Raw genomic sequence first — 19,005 nt, forward strand, 5'->3', positions numbered from 1 at the left:
ACCTTCACCCCTCCATTCCCTTGCCTATATCCATAGGATGAGGGCAGAATAAGCTAGAAATAGCGCCATGATTACATTTACAGCCTTATTGTACCTCAGTAAGATTTTTTTGAAAATGGTACCGAATAGCACCCAGGTCGTGAAAGCCATAAATCCAATTACCGTTATTACGAATACCCCTGCTGTGACCGCAGGTTTCGAGATATAGTGCGGCAGAATGAAGCTTGGAATGACTGTCATGGTAAACAAAACGACCTTTGGATTTAAAAATTGCATAAGAAAACCGGACAAAAAAGTACCCGATCGATTTACAGTTGGTTTAGTCGTGTCCATCCTGTATATTTGACTGGCCAAATAGAGCATATACCCACTTCCAAGCATCTTCATGACAAGGAGGATGTTAGGGAGAATGGTCAGAAGGACAGTATTCAATATAGCTGATATAACCAGCAGTAATCCGAAGGCAATCGTTGCTCCATACGTGAATTGCATAGCCCTTTTCGTCCCAGAATGATGTACAGTGGACAAGATGACAATATTTGTTGGCCCTGGAGTAAACGTAATCATCATGCAGTAGATCAAGAAAGATGGAATATTCATAGAGAAGCTCCTTCCGAATGTTCTCATATAATCATACATCTGACCTGATACTGCCTTATAGTATATTATTGCAGGAGTAAACCCCCTACCTCCCTCACTGATCCCAGTTTCAAATGAATGAACGTACCGTTGGCTATTTCTTTCATAATAAAAAGGAGTACCATAAATGGTCCCCTTTTTCACTTAACTCTGATCAGCAGCCGATATAACGTATAAACAATCCTCCCCGCACAGTCACAATCTGGCGCCCGCAGGCATCGGTGATTACTTGTGGTGCAAACGCGAATGCGCCGACCGTATCAAAACAACTGCGTTGGCAATCTTCTGTCTGGCAAATTGTTTCAATCACCTGATTGACTGGCACGGAAACATCGCTTGCAAGGGTACATGGAATATCTCCAATTTGAAGTCCCCCTTCAATCGGCGTCAAGTCTCCAACATTTATATGAAATCTGGCAGTTCCGATCAAGCGTACGGCATCGATTTCAACAGGACACGTCAACGTGCCGCCGCATGGGTTCTCAACGGTTCCTTCCGCCTCCTGCTTTTCCAGTGTACAAACAAGTTCACTCAAATCAGAGCAGGCCGTAAAGCTATCGAACGTCGTGAACCGGAACGTGAACCCGTCCGGAACAACCGCCGTTGCACAATAATCGATCGTACGGTCGCAGCTTTCCTGCTGGATATCCAGATTATCTACCATTTTTCCGTCTGCATCATAATACACAACATTGTTTTTCAGCATCATTATCCCTCCCTTCTCCTACTATTTATATGCATTTATAGTAGATTTGGAAGGGACAGACAACTGATAATAAAGCGTTAAGCTGACTTTATCATTCTATTTCTCTTCATTCGGTATAAAACTCTCAAAAGTGTAAGAATCAACCCTATGATCAAAATGGTCAAGAGTAAGATCATCGCTGCCGGGTAAAGTCCAATCGCGTCAATCGTAGTGGAGCTGTTGTTCTTTAAAGTTGGGACAATAAAGAACAACCATCCAATACCCAGGACTGGAACCACTTGTGGGATTAATCGTAAGTAAAATCTCCATGCAGGATGTTGTCTGCGTTTTTCCGTCCACTTATTACTTCTTAGCATTCCTCTGATCCCTAAAGCAAGATAAATGAATGTCACGAACCCAAGAGATAGATCAATGATTATAGGTACAGGAGTTTTTAACTCGGGTTCTTGTTCCTCGGTCAATTGGATAATACCTGAACTAATTTCATAAGCATGTTCAAAGGTAGGGGTAAAACTATTAAGTAAAACGGCCACAGCATACCCACTACTGGGAATAATGTCTTGTTGAGTTTGATACGTCGATACCGCCCCGCTATGTGAAATGCGAGAGGGTTTCACATTAGGAGAACTTAACGACCAGCCAAGTCCGTATTTTTTGCTCCCGGGTTGGGGGGAATAAGATTCTTCCAATAATTTTTTTGATAATAATGGCTCTTCCCGCTTATTTCTACCATCATTCGTGTGCATAGCCAGCCATTTCCCCATATCCGTTGCTGACGATATAACGGATCCCGCTCCCATGTTCATCGCTTCAAGTTCTTTCCAGGGGATGGCGATTCCATAGGCAGTCACATATCCTTTAGGCAGCCCCTTGACAGAATCTACAGAGGTTTCCGTCGTAAGTGAAGAATTCATTTCTAGTGGAGAGAATACGTTTTGCTTAAGGTATTGTGAGAATTCTATTCCACTTACTTTTTCCACCAAACGTGCCAAAATCCAATAATTTGCATTACTATAATAATGTTTCCCACCTGGATCCGATTGCAACTTCCAGCTATTCAATCGCTCCACACCTGCTTCTAAATCACTTGCTGGTGACACTATTATCGGGTTTGGAATTCCCGATGTATGACTTAACAGCTGGCGTATTGTGACTTTCCCCCACCTGAAATCGTCCATTTTCACTTCCGGTAGATATTTCACTACCGGATCATCCAGTTGTATGTCCCCTTCATCCACCAGTTGCAATACGGCAAACGCTGTAAATGATTTTGACACTGAACCGATTCTCATTAATGACTTTTCCGTTACGGGTTTCCCTTCAGAATCGTGACCATATCCCTTCTCGTATACTAATTTTCCATCTTTTACGATGACTATGGATGCACCGGGGAGCCCATTCTTTTCCATATAATTTGTAACAAATTCATCAACGTCTCCTGTGTGGAATGCTCCAGCAGCCTGAGTGGATAAAGAAGGCTTCCAAAGGGTCATAAAAATGATGGTTATTAGAAAAATAACACCTGTTTTTTTAAGCATATACATGACTCCTAGTTCATTCTTGGATTTGTTTTTAACGGTTTCCCATTATTCAGCTGCTCTGTAATGGTCCTTTTCAAAGTGGAATCACAAACCGACATTCGTCCCTGAACGGGATTTCCGTATGCCACCGACATCTTCTTCAGTAAATAAGGGGGCATCACTTTTCACCACCGCTCTTAATAGTCTAGGGATCAAAATGTAAGGAAACCTTAAGGCAAATCTTAAGAAAGCCTTAAGATTTGTGACAATGGCCACCAAATAGGTTCTATCTATTCTTGAAATCACTTACGAATGATCATTGATAAAACCATAGAAAAACATTTCAATTAATCTCTTATACGTTTCTTCTCCTGCCTGCTCTTCAGGAATCCTTTGATATAACTGTTCGAAAGAATGTGACATTAATTGGTAGTACATGACGATCAGGTCATTGGGTATGTCCTTTTTAATATATCCCTGGCTGCGCCCTTTCTCGATCCACTGCAAGAATAGGGGGGCTATTAATTGTTGATACTCTCTTACCATCCCGTTTAATTCACTATTTTCCTTTAAGATCTCTTCCAAAATTTCTTTTTTGAACATATTGGTGTTCTTTGGTTTTTGAAGAAAGGAGGTGTGGAGTTGATGGATAAAATCATCCTCGTTATTCACTAACTGAATGAATTTTTGATATTCACCCTCATAAAAGTTCCTCATACTCTCTACTATCAATTTCTCTTTGCTGCCGTAATAATTATAAATGGACGCTGGTGAAGTACCGGCTTTCTTTGCAATATCCCTTACCTTTAAGTCCTTGATTCCCCCTTCATTAAGGAGTTGAAAGGCAGCATCTTCAATCGCCTTTTTTTTCAAACTAGCTCTTTTTTCGTGTCCATCCAATGACATCTAACCTCTTTCCTGTGAGTTTAATGTAACATTTCCTATTGTTTGTTACATATAGTTATGATATAAATAATATTATGTAACGATAAAACTATATCTGTTACATAATATTATACCGTATTATGTTCATAATCAAAATAGAGGTGTTTAACATGTATCAAACCGTTCATATTGAAACTCATATTATTGAGGTGTTCACAAAAGGCACGGGGCAGCCAATCGTTCTTCTTCCAGGTTTAGGTTCTTCGATTGAAGAGTGGAGGGATATGATTGATCAACTATCTCAACATGGTAAGGTCATTACCTTTCACCGCGCTGGTCTTGGAGGAAGTGAACTTGGAGTAAAAACACGCAATGCAAAAGAAACAGCGAATGACCTATTGATCCTATTAAAGAAGCTCGAAGTCTCTGCTCCGATCATCTTAGTTGGTCACTCATACGGTGGATTTTGCGCACAATATTTCTCATTTACACATCCTTCATCCGTGAAATCCCTGGTGCTCATTGAATCCAGCTCAATGGAGTTTGAGTTGCTTGATGAAGTTATTGGACCACAAACAAAACAGTCGATTTCTATGTATAAAGCTCTTTCTACGTTTGATTCACAAAGCATAAAGAATCAATTGAACCTTCAAGTCATGACTGAAAATATAAGAGGATCAGATGAGAAAAAAAGAAATATAGTTGAATTTAAATCAAATCCTAAAATGTATGAGGCGATGGCAAATGAACTTGAAAATATGTCGAACGATGCCCATTTTTTAAAGGAATATGATCGTTTATCCCCTATTCCTTTACTCATTATCGGTCGGGACCCGAACTATTCTGTCGAGATCATGATGAAACAGGGAATGCCGAAAGAAAAAGCTGAAAGCATAGAAGAGGTTTGGCAACGATTAATAAAAGATCAACTTACATTATCCTCCAACAGCCGGTACACAATGGCTGCCGGTGCTTACCATAATGTGCATGAAACCCATCCATCCACGATAATAAACGGTATTCTTTCGTTACTTTAAACAAGCTCAGGTTTCAATCTGAGCTTTCGTTTCGATCCAAGTAAAAAAGCAATCACCGTTTTTAGTGATTGCCTTTCTTAGTCAGTTCCAGATACCTCATAACGGCTTTCATCAAAAAAACGAAAATATCCCATCACACTTTAATCCGAAGACTATGTCATTCATACGCCGTGATTTTCTCAAAGTCGCTTCCCGCTATGATTTCGGCCTCATGCATGCTGGTCCATCTCCCCACCGATACTTCCGGATGGTTCTTCCGATAGCTTTGCACGATTTCATATCCGATTTTATAGTTTGCCCATTGTGGGATGCCTTTAGACGGATGCCCTCTTCTTAAAGTTTCGTATCTCCTTGAATCACTGGAATTCTTGAGTTCAGTTAGCTCAGCCACTACCTTTTCCTTCTCTTCTGAGGCCATCGGTTCCTGCCAGGGCACCTGAACCTTTGGATAGATGATATTGGCAAAAGCATCAGCTTTTCCTTCAAGTACTACACTCCCGAGGATCGAATACATCATTCCCGGGTTGATTTCCCCTGCGATGGCATGGTTATACTCGTGGGCGACCGAGTACTTCAGCATGTCTTCATCCAGAGACGAAGAAAGTTGCAACACAATAACATCCTCCGCCAGGACAAATGCCGCCACGCCACCCATCTCTTCCGCCATAACCGTATCTTCGGGATTCACGGGTAAAACGAATATTTTTTTATCGTTACCCGGGAGTTCTTTTGCCGATTTAAGTAAGGCTCCTTTTATGACCCGATTTGTTTTATCTGTGTTTTTTTCCAAATCCTTTATGGATGCCTCAAGCTTGTCCACTTCTGACGAAGGATCAAAAACATACCTTAAGCTGAGATCCTCCATATTAGATTCTTTTTTAAACGGTTCAAACACCTTTTCAATGAACACAGTCTCATTGCTTTTTCCCGTCTTTTCACGGACGGTGTCTATGTACTCCTGCATTTCATCATACATATAAATGATTTCGAAGTGTTGTTCCTCTTGTGAAAATGTAAAGTGCGTTTCCTGTTCCTTCTTATCTACTGGCTCTTTATTGGAGCATCCCGTAAACATGAAACATAATGCTAGTATTAGTATCGCTTTCCCAACAGCCTTCAAGGTTCACATCTCCTCCATTCATTCCCATTAGATACTACCTATACGTTTCTAATTTGGAAAAAGTTTCAAATAAACCAAAAAAAGAACCACCCGATTCTAACCAGGAAGTTCCCATCTTATGTTCCGATTATTCTTACCCACCGGTATACACACTTGCACACGTTCCTGCCGCCGGTTCATAGTAGCAATGATTTTTGAATTGTCCCGCAAACGGCTGGTCGTACCATGTCGGTGGACACGGGGCATAAGGGTTGAAATACCAAAGGGCATACTTTGCAGGATGCACTGCCCAGTAATCCAGATTCTTTTTGGCTAATTTCTTTTCAACCGACCTCGCCCGGTTATAGAAGAGATTCCCTTTTTGGACCGCTTCAAAGGAATAATTCCCACCCTGCACCTGGAAGATGACCTGACGGATGCTCCTTACCTTCCTAAAGTCCAGACAGTCCGCTTTTGCACGGTTCACGATGACATTGCCCACGTACAGCATCCCCTGTTTCCCTTCGCCTTCCGCTTCCGCTCTCATCATCCTCGCCATTAAGGCGACATCCGCATCGGTGTATTTGACTCTTGGCATTTTATTCACCTCAGGATAGTTTATGAGAAATGGCGGGTTTCATGTCAGGAATTATAAATAAAGGAGATTGTGAGAGTGTGTCCATACTTGTACACACTCCCGGCAGATTATATCTCCCCAGACATTGCTTCCCATTATAAGAAATTAAAACGCTTCAAGTTCTTTCAAAAGCAGGCCCAAACGTTCTTCTATCTGCTCATTCGTCCCGTACCGGATCATTTGCTCCGGGCTTAAAGAATCCAGTTTCAGCAACAGATCATGCTCATGTGTCATGGTGACGAGCTTCAGGTAGACTTCCACGTTCAGATCATTCCATTTCTGCTTCGAATCGTTCGTATACCCTTCCACGAATCCTTCCGCACTGGCCTTAAGCTGCGGGATCAGGAGATGGTATTGATTCTTACCGTGCCTCTTTGTATTGTGCAGGGAATGAAACAGTGTCTGATAGTTGAAGACGTAATTGGCAGCAAGAGAGGTCCCCGTATAGATAATCGGGAAAGGGTCGATCATTCTGACACCGCTGCTAGTGAAAATCATATTCTCAGGGGACGTATCCTGATTCGTCAGGACGAGTTTCTCCCTCTCAACTGAACGGGCGGAAATCAGTCCTTCTCCCGTCTTTCTCACTTTTTCCTTATCAAATGAATAAGGACTTTCAAGAAGCGACTCCCATTCTTCTCTGTACTCTCCGGTTTCTTCCCGTATGAACGCACTCAAGTCCCCTTCGTACAGCCCTTTGATATCACCCTGTCCCCCGACGGTTATGTATCCTATGCCCGGAATGGGAGAATCCAGCTCTTCAAGGGCGAGAAAGAATTCACCCAACTCCCTGCCATACAGCTTTGATTGCTCCGGTGTCTGCCCGGCAAGCCCGATTGATTTTCCAACATAGGATTCGATCGTGTAGGTTAGGTCTTCAGAAACATGGTATTCATAATGTTCGGGGCACATTCTTATCCCCGTCCTGTTGGCTTGTTGGTAAAATGCCTTCGTCCCGGCGTAGTCAGCCGTCAGCTCATCCTGATTGAAGACGACCTCTTTCTCATAGGACACCCTTTTCGGAATGCGGAGGACGAGTTGCTCACCTTCGATCAAATATGCGTAGTGCCAGGCACCTTCTCCTAATCTAGTGATATCGGAATCACTTGAGATCTGTTTTAATCCTTCGTGTTTAAGAGCTTTGTTGATAAGTTCTTGTTCTGATAGTGTTGTGGTTGTGAGGAATTGCATATTGTATGGTCTCCTTTTTCTATTCTTCTATTGGAGCTGATAATAAAACGGTCTCACCCATGAAGTGACCCGTGCATTGCTTTAAGACGTACTCTTTCCCTTGAAGGCTTTCCTCCTTCACCAAATCTTTACATTGAAATTCTTCTATGAATTCACCGTCTACACTTCTGTAGACATTAACATTCTCCCCATTAAAGGTAATGGTTTCAGTCACTTTCTGTCCCTCAATTCCATAGCTGATCACGTCGAGATTGGATTTCACTTCATTTTTCATATTGTTAATAAAGGTATTCAATCCATCCAGATTTCGAATATTCCCGTGTTTATTCTCCACTTCTTCTATATCTTCCATCGCCGTTATTAAACTTGTTTCATCATCTGTCAAACCATCCTTAATCTTATCTTTTATCCCCTTTCCTCCCAGTAACAACCAGGCAGCTATGGAGATGGTTGCCAAGATGACTGTTCCGAAGATCATAGAAGGGAGGAATCCTTTTTTTCTTGTCATGTTCTCCCCCTTTGTTCACTAACTTAATTTTTAAAAAGTGCCTATCTGATCAGAGGTTGGTCCCTATTAAGACAGACTACTCAATTTCGTTTATTATCAGTCACTGAGGCAATTCACCAATTTCCACGCTTCATCTATTGCCCAATAATGATGCTTATGTACAAGAAGCTTTTTCGCATCCTTCCGATCAATCCACTCTGGAAGGTGGTCATCTTCCATTGGTTCCTGCATCTTTTCATTCAGTTCAACCATATAAAAGTACCCTTCACCCAAGAGGGGATCTCCTTTCCTTGAATAAAAGTAACACATGGCATTTCCTACGTAAGAGCCAATCGAAACATAATAACCTGTTTCCTCCATCAGTTCTCTTTCCAGGCATTTCACATGACTTTCATTTCCTTCGATGCCTCCTCCTGGCAGAAAGTAGTGCCCCGACTCATTTCGAACTGTCATCACCGTGTCTTTTTCGTAATGAAAGACAATGGCATAAACACCTTTTCTATTTTGATATTCCACTCCATGAATTTTTTCTCCGAATACCGCTGTCACCTCTCCACCTCATTCTCCAAACCCTCGTCACATAAGGTTTCACAACATAATAGATTGATAAACGCCCGTGCGAGTGCTATATAATCCCGCACAATCGATCCGTATAACATACCCATAACACGTCCCAGGTGCGAATAAAGAAAAACCGATCATGTTTCTACCTAACATTGAGTTTCTCCTTTTCATCGTCTTCCATATTAATACTCAAGAAATTCAACGCCAACACAAAAAAAGGAAAAGCGACCAACGCACCGACCATCACTAAACCTGTCGCAGGGTTTGGTGCGTCCCCTCCATTTGTCGTTGGAAAGAAAGTAGCTATACTGTAAATAAATAGTGCAAAATACGGAAACCAAAGAACCGCTGTCCAATAGCTTGCCTTCCGCCCCTCCATCCACTTCCCCGTTAGAAAGTAGAGGGAGACCGTACCCATCAACAAAATCGAAACAGTCAGGAATCCACTCACATTCATCACCGTTTTTATCTCCCATCCTGTCAACCTCGTCAACCTGTATACATTCACCATCAGCTCAACCGGAATGAGGATCATCAGGGCATAGATCATGCTGATCACATTTATTTTCACAAAATGATTCATATCAACTCACCTGTCTCCTGATACCAATTATTCCAAATTCACACAATTTTCTCAACCTAAAAAGGAATGACCCGGTAATGGATCATTTCCTTTCTATTAATTAGTATTGGCCACGTTCAAGTTGTTCCTTGCTAAGAGGATGCATAAATTCCTCCCGGACGCTCCCATGGGAGTAGCTGGAACTATTCGAAATATCCCTGAATTCAACTTCATTCTTATTTTCGTCAAGGGGTAGCCAGCCAAATCTAGAGTACAATCCCAGATTAAATCCTCCCCCGAAGGATAGGCCCGGACCTTCACTCCCGTCCGACAATTTCATTGCAAAAATCCATTCCTTGGGAAGTTTCTTGACTCCATACGAGTTTCCTTTCGTGGGGACTTCCATCTTCATGAGAATACTTGGAACATAATGTTGCTGACCACCGCCGATGGAATATCCCCTTTCCCGCAAGAAGTAATATTGCAAGGTTTGAACGTGTTCCGGATCGATGTTCCAGACGATATGAAAGCTCGACGGATCACCCCCATCTACCTTCCACACCTTGGGCTCACCATCGGTCCGGGTGCTTTTCACCTTCCATCCGGTTAGGTTCCGCTCCCAATAACTTATGCCGTAACCCCCTCTATCTGTACGAAAAGGGGCAACCCCGTGACGGGCATCGACTTTTAGAAAATCCTGAATCTCAAGAGCTTTTACATTTTGCTGGATAGAATTGATACCGGATAAGATTTCATCGTCTTTCGGGCGAGAATGTGCTTTTTCCACAGTGAGCCAATAGAATGCCAGTATCCACACAAGTACTATTCCACCCGTTAGGAAAAAGATTTTTCTTTTATTCATTAGTAAAGACCCTCCAACACTGATTGGGATAAACGGAAATAATACTGAGTCTTAGGGGTGGAAACGAGTATACCCTTCCCATCACTTTCCATGTATATGTCTGGGTTCTGACCGCTCCCCCATTTTGGTGTAGTATCGATCACCTGATATGGAAACCGTTCGTTCTTGTTTTTACTGTTGTCCGATTCCATGTACATCTCTTGATACCATATCTCGCTATCAAATTCGACTTGTTCCCCCTCAGAAAGTTGCTTCTTCAGTTCCTTCTGATCCAAGGTCCGTCCCTCGCCTGATGGATGAATGATATTGATGGATGCTTCTTTGGTTTCTGATATGTAGGTGGATAGTTCGTTTTCCGGATAGATTAGGGAATGAATTGGGATAGTGATCAAGGTACCTGCAAGGAAGATAAAGTTGGCCAGGAATCCGATCCAGGCAAACCGGCGATAGTTGTCCCAGCGATCTTCCTTTCGATTGAGTACTCCGTAGAGAATCCACACACCAAGTGGTAAGATCGGGATTTTCACCAGTGTATGAAACCACTCCATATTAATGGTAAATGAAAACAAGCCAACAAAGAAGACGAGTATGACTTTCCACACTTTTGGCTTTGCCGAAAGTCTTTTATATACTCTATAGGCGAGAAAAGCGATGACGGCCCATTCAATAATGGACATCACGATGGACACAATGTTAAATGAATAATCGATATTGACGATGATTTTCCCCTCCTCTTTTTCTATTCGAATCATACGCCAACCCATTTTACCATCTATACCCATATGATGGTCTACCCGTTTTTACATAAAAAAAGAATGACCATCCAACGATGATCATTCCTTCCTCTTATTTATACGTTTTTAACGGCTTCTTCTATTCCAGTACTTCCAGAAATAAGGTCGAAACCTTTATTAAACGTGCTTGCTTCCGTTAACGATGCCACGATTGTTTTCGCCACATCTTCACGTGGAATCGAACCTCTTTCAAGATTTTCAGCAGCCGATACTTTACCTGTTCCCTCTTCGTTCAGTAATCCTCCCGGACGGATGATGGTATAGGTGAGTCCGCTGTCTTCAAGTGCACGGTCTGCGAAATGCTTGGCCACATAATATGGCTTGAGTGAGTCATTCCAATTTTCACGGTGATGAGCCTGCAGGGCACTTACGATCACGAAGCGTTCAATTCCCGCCTGCTTTGCAGCCTCCATCGTTTTCACCGCTCCGTCAAGATCGATGAGGAGGGTCTTATCAGAGCCTGTGCTCCCACCGGATCCTGCAGAGAATATGACGGCATCGGCCCCCTTCAATCTATTTGAGATTTGATCCACCGTTCCTTCCAAATCAACAAGTGCAGCCTCCACACCTTCTTGTTCGAATGACTGTACCTGTTCATCCTTCCTCACAATTGCTCTCGGAGTATGTCCGTCTTCCTTCAAGAATCTGATCACTTGTTTCCCAATCTGTCCATTTGCTCCCACAACTGCTACGTTCATAACCTCATCTCCTTATTCCGATAATTTTAGTATGGATTCATCATCACATGATTGCGGGGGTGGTGACAAATCATCTGTTTGGTGTGTGCTCGTATAATGTATCCGGAATGGAGGGGTTCAAAACAAAGATGAGCTTATAGAGTTATAAATGGATAAGGATCTTGAAAAAAGCAGGAGATTAGTAGTGTCATAGGGGGGATTTATGTTTAGACGGGCCGTCGGTGGACAGGGATTGCGTCGTTTTTTTATTTATTGCGTCATTTTCAGATTTATTGCGTCATTTTTTAACTAATTGCGTCGTTTTCACGATAATTGCGTCATTATCTTGTTTTATGCGTATTTTACCAATAAATACCATAAAAGACCATCGAGGTCCGTCCCTCAATGGTCTTTCATCCTTAAATAATCTTATACAATTCTTCCACACTCGTCACCACGTAATCAGCGTGGGGATTCTCTACCCGCTCATCTGCAAAGTAGCAGGAACTGATTCCGGCATTCTTCCCCGATTCCAGATCTAGGTCCCTGTCACCAATCATGATCGCTTCAGAATGATCGATTTCATAAGTGCGGATCAGATGCTGTATGGCACTTGGACTCGGCTTTCGCTCAAACCCGTGCTGAGAAGTGATGAAATCTGTGAAATAGCCCGTCAGCCCGTATTTCTCCAACAAAGTGATGGAAGACTCTCCCCTGTGGGTGTACAAATAATTTCTTCTCCCTGTTTCATGAACATACTTACACATTTCCACGATTCCTTCAAAGGGCTTGGACAAATCGAACTCGACTTCTTTTCTCCGGGAATCGTAGGCTGTGATAAACTCGTCACCAATCCCATACTTTTCACCATAGTGATTCAAAGCGTAGGTCATCGATACCTTCATTTGTTTCATGATTTCTTCTATCGGTTCGTCGATCCCATCCTTTTTAAGGGTGTCCTTGAAACTGCCAGCCATAACGGGATATGTATCGAAAAGTGTGCCGTCGAAGTCCCAAATAATGTGTTTGTACATGTCCTAACCCCTCTCTTATGTAAACTATCTTCATGGTACCATAATGAAAATTCAGCAGATACAAAACAGGAAAATTATGCTAAACTGTTTTCAACGATTGCCACATAGGAGGACTATATGACCCGTTCACTGCATACCCTTTTCCTCATAAGCTCTGCCGCCCTGTTTTTCTCAGGCATAATCCTTCTTTCGTATCGATCATACGGATGGGGAGTGCTGCCGATGCTCGGGCTTCTCATCCTCTATTTATCTTTCAATAAGAACCGGTCAGTCGCTTCCTTTTTTCTATTCTTCCTTATCGGTTTCCTAACCTTCCAATGTGCAACAGGCTGGATCAACTCCTGGGATATCTTAAAAGAAACCAAGATCCTTTTGAACAGAAGTTTTCTTCTATTCATCCTGTGTGCCTTAGTCCTCTCACAATGGCTAGCAAAGGAAAAGATTCGCTTCTACATGAGAACTCCGGATTGGAGTAAGCACATCTCCATGCCTTCACATACTATTTCACTGCCACTTTTTTTATGGATCGGACTTGCGTGATCAAGCACCATCTTCATTCCCCTCATCTGGTCGGAGGGAATCAGTGAGGTGAAATCAATATTCCTTTTCGCAATAGGGTTCACCATCCTGAACGCTACGCTGGAAGAACTCATTTGGAGAGGCGTCATGCTTTCATCGTTAAGACAAAACACTTCAGTGGTTTATGCTGTAACCGTGACAAGTATAGGATTTGGACTATTGCATCTCTCCATCGGCATCCCACTCCTCCCCAGTCTTCTATTCTCTTTCGGGGGACTCTTTTACAGCATCGTAGTCTTGAAGACAGATAGCATCTATCCTTCGATTGCCTTTCATATGGTGATAAATATGGGGATGGTGTTGAATGGGTGGATAAACTAGACTTCCAATTTAGAATAGAAAGGCTTTTTATGTATGCCTTCATCTGTTTGTTCCTCACTTTCTCCCTGACAGGATGTATTGGAGGAGATTATGACTTCACTCCCCCAACTGTGACACTAATGGAAATAGAAAGCGTCGACTCAGTTGAATTAACCGAAACCAATATCGATTGGCATGGGGAAAACGGGAAACCATTGGACAAAGAAACGAAAGAAATATTAACTTTTGCCCAGGAAGAGAAGGAACTCACATTTCCACCCGGGCAACAGGTAGATCTCCTATTTGACAGCGAAGACTTACTTGGGTTCTTATGGGTGGGTAATGAGAAACTGAAGCTCGAAATGGGTGGGGACCAGTCTTTCTCATTTCCTAAAGGAAAAGGATCCTACGTACCGGAGGTCGACCTACTAACAGATAGGGGTATGTACGGAACATTGTTATAGAATAAATATGGAGATGAAGCTATGGAAATTCCATTGATCATTTTAAGTGGACTCGTCAGCCTATTACTCTTCTATATGATCATTGAAAGAGCCGTACGTGACGGTATTAACAACTCGGTCATTGGACGCTACTTCGAAAAGAAGCATGGTATCAAAGAACCTGAGAGGGATGAAGATTTATTCGACGAAAAGCAATAATCACAAAAATGGCCCAAAAGAAAAAGCTTATCCATTCGGGTAAGCTCCTTTTTATGAAAACACCTTATACCAAAACAAAGCCTTATCCATATTCGGATTAGTGTAATACCTATAATTATCCACCCCACCTAATTTAAAGCCATAACGGATATAAAATCGGCATGCCCCCACATTATCATCCTGCATTTCCAACGATAAGCCGATTAGGAAGTTCTCCTTCGCCCACTCCTCAGCTTTATCCAAGAGCAGCCAGCCGATTCCGTGTTTTCTGAACTCCTTCTTTACTGCGATATTTTCAATATAACCGAATCGATTCAACTCTTTGGTGATTCTGACCTGACCTATGCACTCTTCCTTCAAATATGCCAAAAACAATGCCTTGTTCTGATTATGGATATAATCATTCCAATTCAATTGGTCGTCTGGAAATTGGATCTCCTTTGCATCAGGATAAAGAACCTCTTTATACGACCAGGTTCCACTATCCAAGCTCGGTTCGATTCTCCCGAAAATAGTGAACGGATCATTTGCTGCATTAACGTCTTTAATGAGCTCTTTCGTAAGTGGAACCAGTTGAATGTTTTCTTTCATAGGACCTCCCCCCTTCACTTTAAATGTAACGGAATGGTTCTCTCTTTCGACTGATATATGGAGGTGAACGAAGATGATGAGAAAGAGTGCCTGCTTTCTGCTGATGGTCAGTATTATTCTTGTTCTATATGGTTGTGATGACCGCCGTTCTGAAAGAGCTTATGAAGACTTTTCCTCTGAAAAATTCATCCAGGGAAAAGTTCTCCAAAAGCGCAATAAAGGCATAACTCTAGAACTAACGGATCAATCCGGACAAAGGTTCTCTGACACCATCCATGTCGGTGTTAAGGATGAAGAAATGTTAAACCATATAGAGGAAGGATATAATCTATCGGTTTGGTATGATTTCATTCGTGAGTCCAATCCTCCAAAGACCACAGCATTAAAAATAGAAATCATAATGAATTAGTTAGAAATCCCTTCCTATCCATTTACGATAAATGGAACAAAAGGAGCCTACACGATGAAATACCTTAAATCCTTTTCAGCCTTCGAATGGAGCACGATCCGGTCCTCTATTTCTGATGGGACTTTACTGTTAATTGTATCGGCATTGTGGTACATGGGGCTTTACTTTACGAAAAAGTATGAGCCCAAAGAAGATATATGGTGGGCATGGTAAAGAGAATTCACTGGACAAAACATTTTCCCCACCCGACAAAGCATCATCAACGCCTATATTAATGACGCTCTTCATTCATTACAACTTCCCATCCACCTCAGACGTATCCACATCCTCACCGAACCAGTCTCTCAACTTCGCCTTGGCCTTCCCTTTCACTTCATCATCGATATACATGGATACCTGCAATAAAGCGAGACCCAGTGCGCCAAGGTCATCTGTAAACCCCACCCCCACTGCCATGTCCGGTATGAAATCCGTAGGAAGGATGAAATATCCTAGTGCCCCGATGATGATCATCTTCGACTTTTTCGGAACATCCGGTTTCTGCAGGACAAAATAAAGGAGCAGCGCCGTATACACAACGGAATGTCCAGCCTTCACACCATACCGTTTCAACTTATCCCAAAACTTTTCCTCTGAATAATGCTTTTCGGTGTTATCCATTTCACTTCCACCTCCGTATTGAGACGAGGGACCATCTCTTGTTCTTTTCATTGTAGAAGGTTTGGGGGAAATAGACAAATGTTTGCAAGTCTTGATTTGCGTTATAATTCAATTACCCAAACAAATATAGGGAGTGGTTAACATGCTAAATGCCATCATCTTATTCCTCTTTGCCGGTATCGCCGAAATCGGGGGAGGCTATCTCATCTGGTTATGGCTGCGGGAAGGAAGACCTTCGTATTGGGGGCTTGCCGGCGGAATTGCCTTAGCTCTTTATGGGGTCATTGCCACCTTTCAGTCCTTTCCTTCCTTCGGCCGTGTCTACGCTGCTTATGGAGGAGTGTTCATCGTTCTGTCCGTTCTCTGGGGATGGGGAATCGATAAGAAAACACCAGATCTTTATGACTGGGTCGGTGCCGGGATTTGTCTGATCGGGGTTGGTGTAATGTTGCTTGGGCCGAGGCAGTAGACAAATAAGAACGCATGTTCTAATGTGGATGTAAATGGAATTTTAGGAGCTGGTAGCATTGAGACCCACATTAAGCAAGGACACCTCAATTGAAATGTTTAACGAGTACTATTGGTTAAAAGAAGAGCTGCAATCATTCTGCCGTGAGTATGGAATCAGTGCTTCAGGTTCAAAGGTAGAGCTAACGGATCGAATTTGCACTTTCCTGGAAACAGGCGAAATTATAAAGGCCGTCAGAAAATCAACAGGGATTCGAAGAAAAGAACATAATGACGTGTTGAGTCTTGATACCATCATTACTGACCATCATCGTTGCAGTCAAAACGTCAGAACCTTCTTCAAGTCTGTCATTCCCGGGTTTCATTTCTCTACTTATATCCAAAACTATTTTAAAAATAACGTCGGAAAGACGTACCGTGACGCAATCGAAGCTTGGTACGAAGAAGACAATCGGAAGAAAGACCCAGCATATGAAAAGAAAATCGCACCTCAATTCGAATACAATCAATTCACACGTGACTTCTTTGCCGATCCGGCCAATAAAGGGAAAAAGAGAGAAGATGCCATTGAAGCCTGGAATGAAATCAAGAAGCTTCCGGGGAGTAATAAGTATGTAGGGGACTCTTGATGCGAAGAAGGTCCATCCCTAATGTTTTATCCCATACAGTAAAAAACCCTCCGGACCTTCTTATAGAGGACTAGACTCCGGAGGCTTTTCTATTTTAAAGCTGCGTCAATGTATTTGTCACCGTCATGATTGTAATAATGAACGCATTGATGAAGCCTGCAAGATAAGGATTTCCCGTCACCTTGTAAATCTTTCGGGAAACAACGGCCGCCACCATCAGGATTACGATGATAGGGAACAACCAGATTCCGATGATGTGTGACAAATCATTGTAATATACTTCCCCTGTCACAAAGAAGGCAATATACTGGATGGCCACCAGGATGATGATGGCAAGGGAATTGAACAGGGTCAATACGGCCGTATTCATCCATTCTTTCTGCCCTAGTTTAATAAAGTTAAAGCTATTGATCGTAATGGAATTCGCTACATAGAATACAAGGAAGAAAGGTAGATATTTCAACGCGATCAATAGTTTATCAGGAGTGAATGCCTTCACGGTCAGTACCCATAAACGGAAGTCCGTTTTAAAGAAATAATCCGCTATGAACACGAGGCTGTACGACAATACCGTGACACAAAGGGCAAGCCCGATCGTTTTCACCAGTGTCCGGAAGCTGATGACCATCCCTGTCGCCCTCAGATCCATTCCGTTCTTCTTGGAATAGAAGAAGTAGCATGCCCCCACAACAATTAACGTAAAAAGACCAGTGACCAAACACCACATCCCGATATAAAAAGGCGGGAACTGTGGAAAGAAAGGTGTAATATGTTCCACGGTCCAGGTCGATAACTTCAAATAACTGAAATAAGACACGAGCGCACCCACAATGAGGCCACCCCAGAACCAAAGCTTCCCTCGTCCATCACGGAATGTCATTGGCTCAGCTTCTTTTTCAGCTCGTAGTGAAGCAAATGTTTCAGTGAAAAGAAGCCACTTGGTGATGCTCACGATGAAAATCACAAATCCGACCAAGCCTACAGCATTAAAGAACACTTTGTACTGCCAAACCTGGTTGTCAGCTGCGATCGGATGAGGTGCCCCAAGAGAATCTTCGAAAAACTCAAGGGTACTCGTCACGACATCCTTAGAAATATGGTTCCATGGATGGATTTGGGCAGGATTATAAATGACCCTCGCTGCTTCTTTACCGTCTACGTCCTCCTTATAAATCTCGTAGCTCTTCCTCTTCTCACCACCGGATGGATCAATACCGAAATTCAGGAATGATTGGGCAGCCTCTGTATTAATAAAGTCCCTTGGTACGGTGGCAGTTCCGTCCTCTTTCAAACTTCTGAAGAAAAATTCATCGTACTGAGCGGCCACAATTCCGACATCCCTCGCCCCATACACATTTACATATTCCTTATCCTTCGGCTGCATTGACCAATAGAGTGGTTCTGCAGGATCATTGGTATACATGGCATCATTGGCAATTAACAGCACAGACGAAATCAACGGCTCATCCTTTTTATTATCTTCATTGATGGACCAGTTCGCTGCACGCGCCCCATTGGAATGACCCGTCACACCAATTTTCCTCTTATCTACATAAGGAAGATCCGCCAGAAGCTCCACGGCATCATACATGCCCGTCCCCCGGTTCATCCATTCCTCCGGTTTCACAGCATCGGAATTTCCGTGCCCGTACATATCAATCGAAATGACAACGTACCCGCGTCTTGCAAGCTCCACATAATTCAGATCCTGCATCTCCCGCGTATTATACCAGCCGTGACTTGTCACAATCCCCGGTACCGGATTGTCCTTCGACACATCATCCGGAACATACAGCAACGCACTCATCATATGACCCGAAGGAGTTTCCCACCGCAGATCTTTTACGGTCACCTTCCCCCCTGACGTTTGTACAAACCAGGCACCTATCGCACTGATTAAACACAAGACCAAAGCAATGACAACCCAACGGAACGACTTCCTTTTGCTCATCTCTAAACCCCCTGTAGCTCGTTCTTATAGGTTTGTGGTGT

26 protein-coding genes are annotated in these 19,005 nt (G+C 42.8%); 9 read left to right on the forward strand and 17 right to left on the reverse strand.

Annotated elements, in window-relative coordinates:
* Positions 1–24: 24 nt before the first annotated feature.
* The 4 genes from BAA9072_RS15775 to BAA9072_RS15790 all read right to left on the reverse strand — a co-directional run bounded on the left by BAA9072_RS15775 (position 25) and on the right by BAA9072_RS15790 (position 3,771).
* The gene (locus tag BAA9072_RS15775) at positions 25–600 is read right to left on the reverse strand and encodes a LysE family translocator (RefSeq protein ID WP_201715644.1); all 576 of its coding nucleotides are present in this window, start codon (positions 598–600) and stop codon (positions 25–27) included.
* A gap of 193 nt (positions 601–793) precedes the next feature.
* Positions 794–1,348 carry a hypothetical protein gene (locus BAA9072_RS15780; RefSeq protein ID WP_201715645.1) on the reverse strand — a complete coding sequence of 185 codons (555 nt, stop codon included), beginning with the start codon at positions 1,346–1,348 and terminating at the stop codon, positions 794–796.
* Between the two features lie 74 nt (positions 1,349–1,422).
* A complete protein-coding gene (locus BAA9072_RS15785; RefSeq protein WP_201715646.1) occupies positions 1,423–2,883 on the reverse strand; it encodes a serine hydrolase domain-containing protein in 1,461 nt (486 codons plus the stop codon).
* Between the two features lie 288 nt (positions 2,884–3,171).
* The gene (locus BAA9072_RS15790) at positions 3,172–3,771 is read right to left on the reverse strand and encodes a TetR/AcrR family transcriptional regulator (RefSeq protein ID WP_201715647.1); all 600 of its coding nucleotides are present in this window, start codon (positions 3,769–3,771) and stop codon (positions 3,172–3,174) included.
* A 149-nt stretch (positions 3,772–3,920) separates the two neighbouring features.
* Between BAA9072_RS15790 and BAA9072_RS15795 the strand changes: the two genes are divergently transcribed.
* Positions 3,921–4,787 (forward strand): alpha/beta hydrolase, encoded by an 867-nt coding sequence (locus BAA9072_RS15795; RefSeq protein WP_201715648.1) that lies wholly within the window; start codon positions 3,921–3,923, stop codon positions 4,785–4,787.
* A gap of 157 nt (positions 4,788–4,944) precedes the next feature.
* On the opposite strand, the gene BAA9072_RS15800 is transcribed toward BAA9072_RS15795, so the two are convergent.
* The 10 genes from BAA9072_RS15800 to BAA9072_RS15845 form a co-directional block, all read right to left on the reverse strand.
* Positions 4,945–5,907: a DUF2268 domain-containing protein gene (locus BAA9072_RS15800; protein ID WP_201715649.1), complete on the reverse strand. Its 963-nt coding sequence runs from the start codon at positions 5,905–5,907 to the stop codon at positions 4,945–4,947.
* 133 nt (positions 5,908–6,040) lie between these two features.
* Positions 6,041–6,484, reverse strand: coding sequence for a cell wall hydrolase (locus BAA9072_RS15805; protein WP_201715650.1), 444 nt, complete (start codon positions 6,482–6,484; stop codon positions 6,041–6,043).
* A 144-nt stretch (positions 6,485–6,628) separates the two neighbouring features.
* Positions 6,629–7,714: a hypothetical protein gene (locus BAA9072_RS15810; protein WP_201715651.1), complete on the reverse strand. Its 1,086-nt coding sequence runs from the start codon at positions 7,712–7,714 to the stop codon at positions 6,629–6,631.
* A 19-nt stretch (positions 7,715–7,733) separates the two neighbouring features.
* Positions 7,734–8,222, reverse strand: a complete 489-nt coding sequence (locus BAA9072_RS15815) for a DUF4362 domain-containing protein (protein WP_201715652.1) — start codon at positions 8,220–8,222, stop codon at positions 7,734–7,736.
* A 96-nt stretch (positions 8,223–8,318) separates the two neighbouring features.
* Positions 8,319–8,771, reverse strand: coding sequence for an NUDIX hydrolase (locus BAA9072_RS15820; protein WP_201715653.1), 453 nt, complete (start codon positions 8,769–8,771; stop codon positions 8,319–8,321).
* A 157-nt stretch (positions 8,772–8,928) separates the two neighbouring features.
* The gene (locus BAA9072_RS15825; RefSeq protein ID WP_201715654.1) at positions 8,929–9,369 is read right to left on the reverse strand and encodes a hypothetical protein; all 441 of its coding nucleotides are present in this window, start codon (positions 9,367–9,369) and stop codon (positions 8,929–8,931) included.
* 100 nt (positions 9,370–9,469) lie between these two features.
* Complete coding sequence (locus BAA9072_RS15830; protein ID WP_201715655.1) at positions 9,470–10,210, reverse strand: hypothetical protein; 741 nt, start codon at positions 10,208–10,210, stop codon at positions 9,470–9,472.
* Positions 10,210–10,962, reverse strand: coding sequence for a hypothetical protein (locus tag BAA9072_RS15835; protein WP_201715656.1), 753 nt, complete (start codon positions 10,960–10,962; stop codon positions 10,210–10,212). Before BAA9072_RS15835 ends, BAA9072_RS15830 begins: the two co-directional genes overlap by 1 nt.
* 98 nt (positions 10,963–11,060) lie before the next feature.
* Positions 11,061–11,702: an SDR family oxidoreductase gene (locus tag BAA9072_RS15840; protein ID WP_201715657.1), complete on the reverse strand. Its 642-nt coding sequence runs from the start codon at positions 11,700–11,702 to the stop codon at positions 11,061–11,063.
* A 398-nt stretch (positions 11,703–12,100) separates the two neighbouring features.
* Entirely contained in the window at positions 12,101–12,715 is a 615-nt protein-coding gene (locus BAA9072_RS15845) for an HAD-IA family hydrolase (protein WP_201715658.1), read from the reverse strand.
* 117 nt (positions 12,716–12,832) lie between these two features.
* Between BAA9072_RS15845 and BAA9072_RS24315 the strand changes: the two genes are divergently transcribed.
* Genes BAA9072_RS24315 through BAA9072_RS15860 form a run of 4 tightly spaced genes read left to right on the forward strand, consistent with a single transcriptional unit; the run spans position 12,833 to position 14,256 of the window.
* Positions 12,833–13,255: a hypothetical protein gene (locus BAA9072_RS24315; RefSeq protein ID WP_230980895.1), complete on the forward strand. Its 423-nt coding sequence runs from the start codon at positions 12,833–12,835 to the stop codon at positions 13,253–13,255.
* 48 nt (positions 13,256–13,303) lie between these two features.
* A complete protein-coding gene (locus tag BAA9072_RS24320) occupies positions 13,304–13,615 on the forward strand; it encodes a CPBP family intramembrane glutamic endopeptidase (protein ID WP_230980896.1) in 312 nt (103 codons plus the stop codon).
* Positions 13,603–14,058 (forward strand): hypothetical protein, encoded by a 456-nt coding sequence (locus BAA9072_RS15855; RefSeq protein WP_201715659.1) that lies wholly within the window; start codon positions 13,603–13,605, stop codon positions 14,056–14,058. The genes BAA9072_RS24320 and BAA9072_RS15855 overlap by 13 nt, the downstream gene beginning before the upstream one ends.
* A 21-nt stretch (positions 14,059–14,079) precedes the next feature.
* A complete protein-coding gene (locus BAA9072_RS15860; protein WP_201715660.1) occupies positions 14,080–14,256 on the forward strand; it encodes a hypothetical protein in 177 nt (58 codons plus the stop codon).
* Between the two features lie 51 nt (positions 14,257–14,307).
* Here BAA9072_RS15860 and BAA9072_RS15865 read toward each other — a convergent pair whose 3' ends face one another.
* Positions 14,308–14,847 carry a GNAT family N-acetyltransferase gene (locus BAA9072_RS15865; protein ID WP_201715661.1) on the reverse strand — a complete coding sequence of 180 codons (540 nt, stop codon included), beginning with the start codon at positions 14,845–14,847 and terminating at the stop codon, positions 14,308–14,310.
* Between the two features lie 73 nt (positions 14,848–14,920).
* On the opposite strand from BAA9072_RS15865, the gene BAA9072_RS15870 reads away from it, so the two are divergent.
* Together BAA9072_RS15870 and BAA9072_RS15875 are read left to right on the forward strand one after the other, a co-directional pair.
* Positions 14,921–15,256, forward strand: coding sequence for a DUF3221 domain-containing protein (locus tag BAA9072_RS15870; RefSeq protein ID WP_201715662.1), 336 nt, complete (start codon positions 14,921–14,923; stop codon positions 15,254–15,256).
* A gap of 54 nt (positions 15,257–15,310) precedes the next feature.
* Positions 15,311–15,469: a hypothetical protein gene (locus BAA9072_RS15875; RefSeq protein WP_201715663.1), complete on the forward strand. Its 159-nt coding sequence runs from the start codon at positions 15,311–15,313 to the stop codon at positions 15,467–15,469.
* 78 nt (positions 15,470–15,547) lie between these two features.
* On the opposite strand, the gene BAA9072_RS15880 is transcribed toward BAA9072_RS15875, so the two are convergent.
* On the reverse strand, positions 15,548–15,916 hold the full coding sequence (locus BAA9072_RS15880; protein WP_201715664.1) for a YkvA family protein: 369 nt from the start codon (positions 15,914–15,916) through the stop codon (positions 15,548–15,550).
* Between the two features lie 142 nt (positions 15,917–16,058).
* On the opposite strand from BAA9072_RS15880, the gene BAA9072_RS15885 reads away from it, so the two are divergent.
* Both BAA9072_RS15885 and BAA9072_RS15890 read left to right on the forward strand, forming a co-directional pair.
* Positions 16,059–16,385, forward strand: coding sequence for a YnfA family protein (locus tag BAA9072_RS15885; protein WP_201715665.1), 327 nt, complete (start codon positions 16,059–16,061; stop codon positions 16,383–16,385).
* A gap of 58 nt (positions 16,386–16,443) precedes the next feature.
* A complete protein-coding gene (locus BAA9072_RS15890; RefSeq protein WP_201715666.1) occupies positions 16,444–17,013 on the forward strand; it encodes a DUF6434 domain-containing protein in 570 nt (189 codons plus the stop codon).
* Between the two features lie 94 nt (positions 17,014–17,107).
* Here the strand turns inward: BAA9072_RS15890 and BAA9072_RS15895 are convergent, their stop codons facing one another.
* The gene (locus BAA9072_RS15895; protein ID WP_201715667.1) at positions 17,108–18,964 is read right to left on the reverse strand and encodes a dienelactone hydrolase family protein; all 1,857 of its coding nucleotides are present in this window, start codon (positions 18,962–18,964) and stop codon (positions 17,108–17,110) included.
* Positions 18,965–19,005: the final 41 nt, after the last annotated feature.

The organism is Rossellomorea arthrocnemi, from assembly GCF_904424705.1.
Taxonomy (GTDB): Bacteria; Bacillota; Bacilli; order Bacillales; family Bacillaceae_B; genus Rossellomorea; species Rossellomorea arthrocnemi.

What these genes read in the sequence shown, in the direction of transcription:
- BAA9072_RS15775 (WP_201715644.1), bottom strand. Translation starts at nt 600, where the DNA reads ATGAATATTCCATCTTTCTTGATCTACTGCATGATGATTACGTTTACT.
- BAA9072_RS15780 (WP_201715645.1), bottom strand. Translation starts at nt 1,348, where the DNA reads ATGATGCTGAAAAACAATGTTGTGTATTATGATGCAGACGGAAAAATG.
- BAA9072_RS15785 (WP_201715646.1), bottom strand. Translation starts at nt 2,883, where the DNA reads ATGCTTAAAAAAACAGGTGTTATTTTTCTAATAACCATCATTTTTATG.
- BAA9072_RS15790 (WP_201715647.1), bottom strand. Translation starts at nt 3,771, where the DNA reads ATGTCATTGGATGGACACGAAAAAAGAGCTAGTTTGAAAAAAAAGGCG.
- BAA9072_RS15795 (WP_201715648.1), top strand. Translation starts at nt 3,921, where the DNA reads ATGTATCAAACCGTTCATATTGAAACTCATATTATTGAGGTGTTCACA.
- BAA9072_RS15805 (WP_201715650.1), bottom strand. Translation starts at nt 6,484, where the DNA reads ATGCCAAGAGTCAAATACACCGATGCGGATGTCGCCTTAATGGCGAGG.
- BAA9072_RS15810 (WP_201715651.1), bottom strand. Translation starts at nt 7,714, where the DNA reads ATGCAATTCCTCACAACCACAACACTATCAGAACAAGAACTTATCAAC.
- BAA9072_RS15815 (WP_201715652.1), bottom strand. Translation starts at nt 8,222, where the DNA reads ATGACAAGAAAAAAAGGATTCCTCCCTTCTATGATCTTCGGAACAGTC.
- BAA9072_RS15825 (WP_201715654.1), bottom strand. Translation starts at nt 9,369, where the DNA reads ATGAATCATTTTGTGAAAATAAATGTGATCAGCATGATCTATGCCCTG.
- BAA9072_RS15830 (WP_201715655.1), bottom strand. Translation starts at nt 10,210, where the DNA reads ATGAATAAAAGAAAAATCTTTTTCCTAACGGGTGGAATAGTACTTGTG.
- BAA9072_RS15835 (WP_201715656.1), bottom strand. Translation starts at nt 10,962, where the DNA reads ATGATTCGAATAGAAAAAGAGGAGGGGAAAATCATCGTCAATATCGAT.
- BAA9072_RS15840 (WP_201715657.1), bottom strand. Translation starts at nt 11,702, where the DNA reads ATGAACGTAGCAGTTGTGGGAGCAAATGGACAGATTGGGAAACAAGTG.
- BAA9072_RS15845 (WP_201715658.1), bottom strand. Translation starts at nt 12,715, where the DNA reads ATGTACAAACACATTATTTGGGACTTCGACGGCACACTTTTCGATACA.
- BAA9072_RS24315 (WP_230980895.1), top strand. Translation starts at nt 12,833, where the DNA reads ATGACCCGTTCACTGCATACCCTTTTCCTCATAAGCTCTGCCGCCCTG.
- BAA9072_RS15860 (WP_201715660.1), top strand. Translation starts at nt 14,080, where the DNA reads ATGGAAATTCCATTGATCATTTTAAGTGGACTCGTCAGCCTATTACTC.
- BAA9072_RS15865 (WP_201715661.1), bottom strand. Translation starts at nt 14,847, where the DNA reads ATGAAAGAAAACATTCAACTGGTTCCACTTACGAAAGAGCTCATTAAA.
- BAA9072_RS15870 (WP_201715662.1), top strand. Translation starts at nt 14,921, where the DNA reads ATGATGAGAAAGAGTGCCTGCTTTCTGCTGATGGTCAGTATTATTCTT.
- BAA9072_RS15875 (WP_201715663.1), top strand. Translation starts at nt 15,311, where the DNA reads ATGAAATACCTTAAATCCTTTTCAGCCTTCGAATGGAGCACGATCCGG.
- BAA9072_RS15880 (WP_201715664.1), bottom strand. Translation starts at nt 15,916, where the DNA reads ATGGATAACACCGAAAAGCATTATTCAGAGGAAAAGTTTTGGGATAAG.
- BAA9072_RS15885 (WP_201715665.1), top strand. Translation starts at nt 16,059, where the DNA reads ATGCTAAATGCCATCATCTTATTCCTCTTTGCCGGTATCGCCGAAATC.
- BAA9072_RS15895 (WP_201715667.1), bottom strand. Translation starts at nt 18,964, where the DNA reads ATGAGCAAAAGGAAGTCGTTCCGTTGGGTTGTCATTGCTTTGGTCTTG.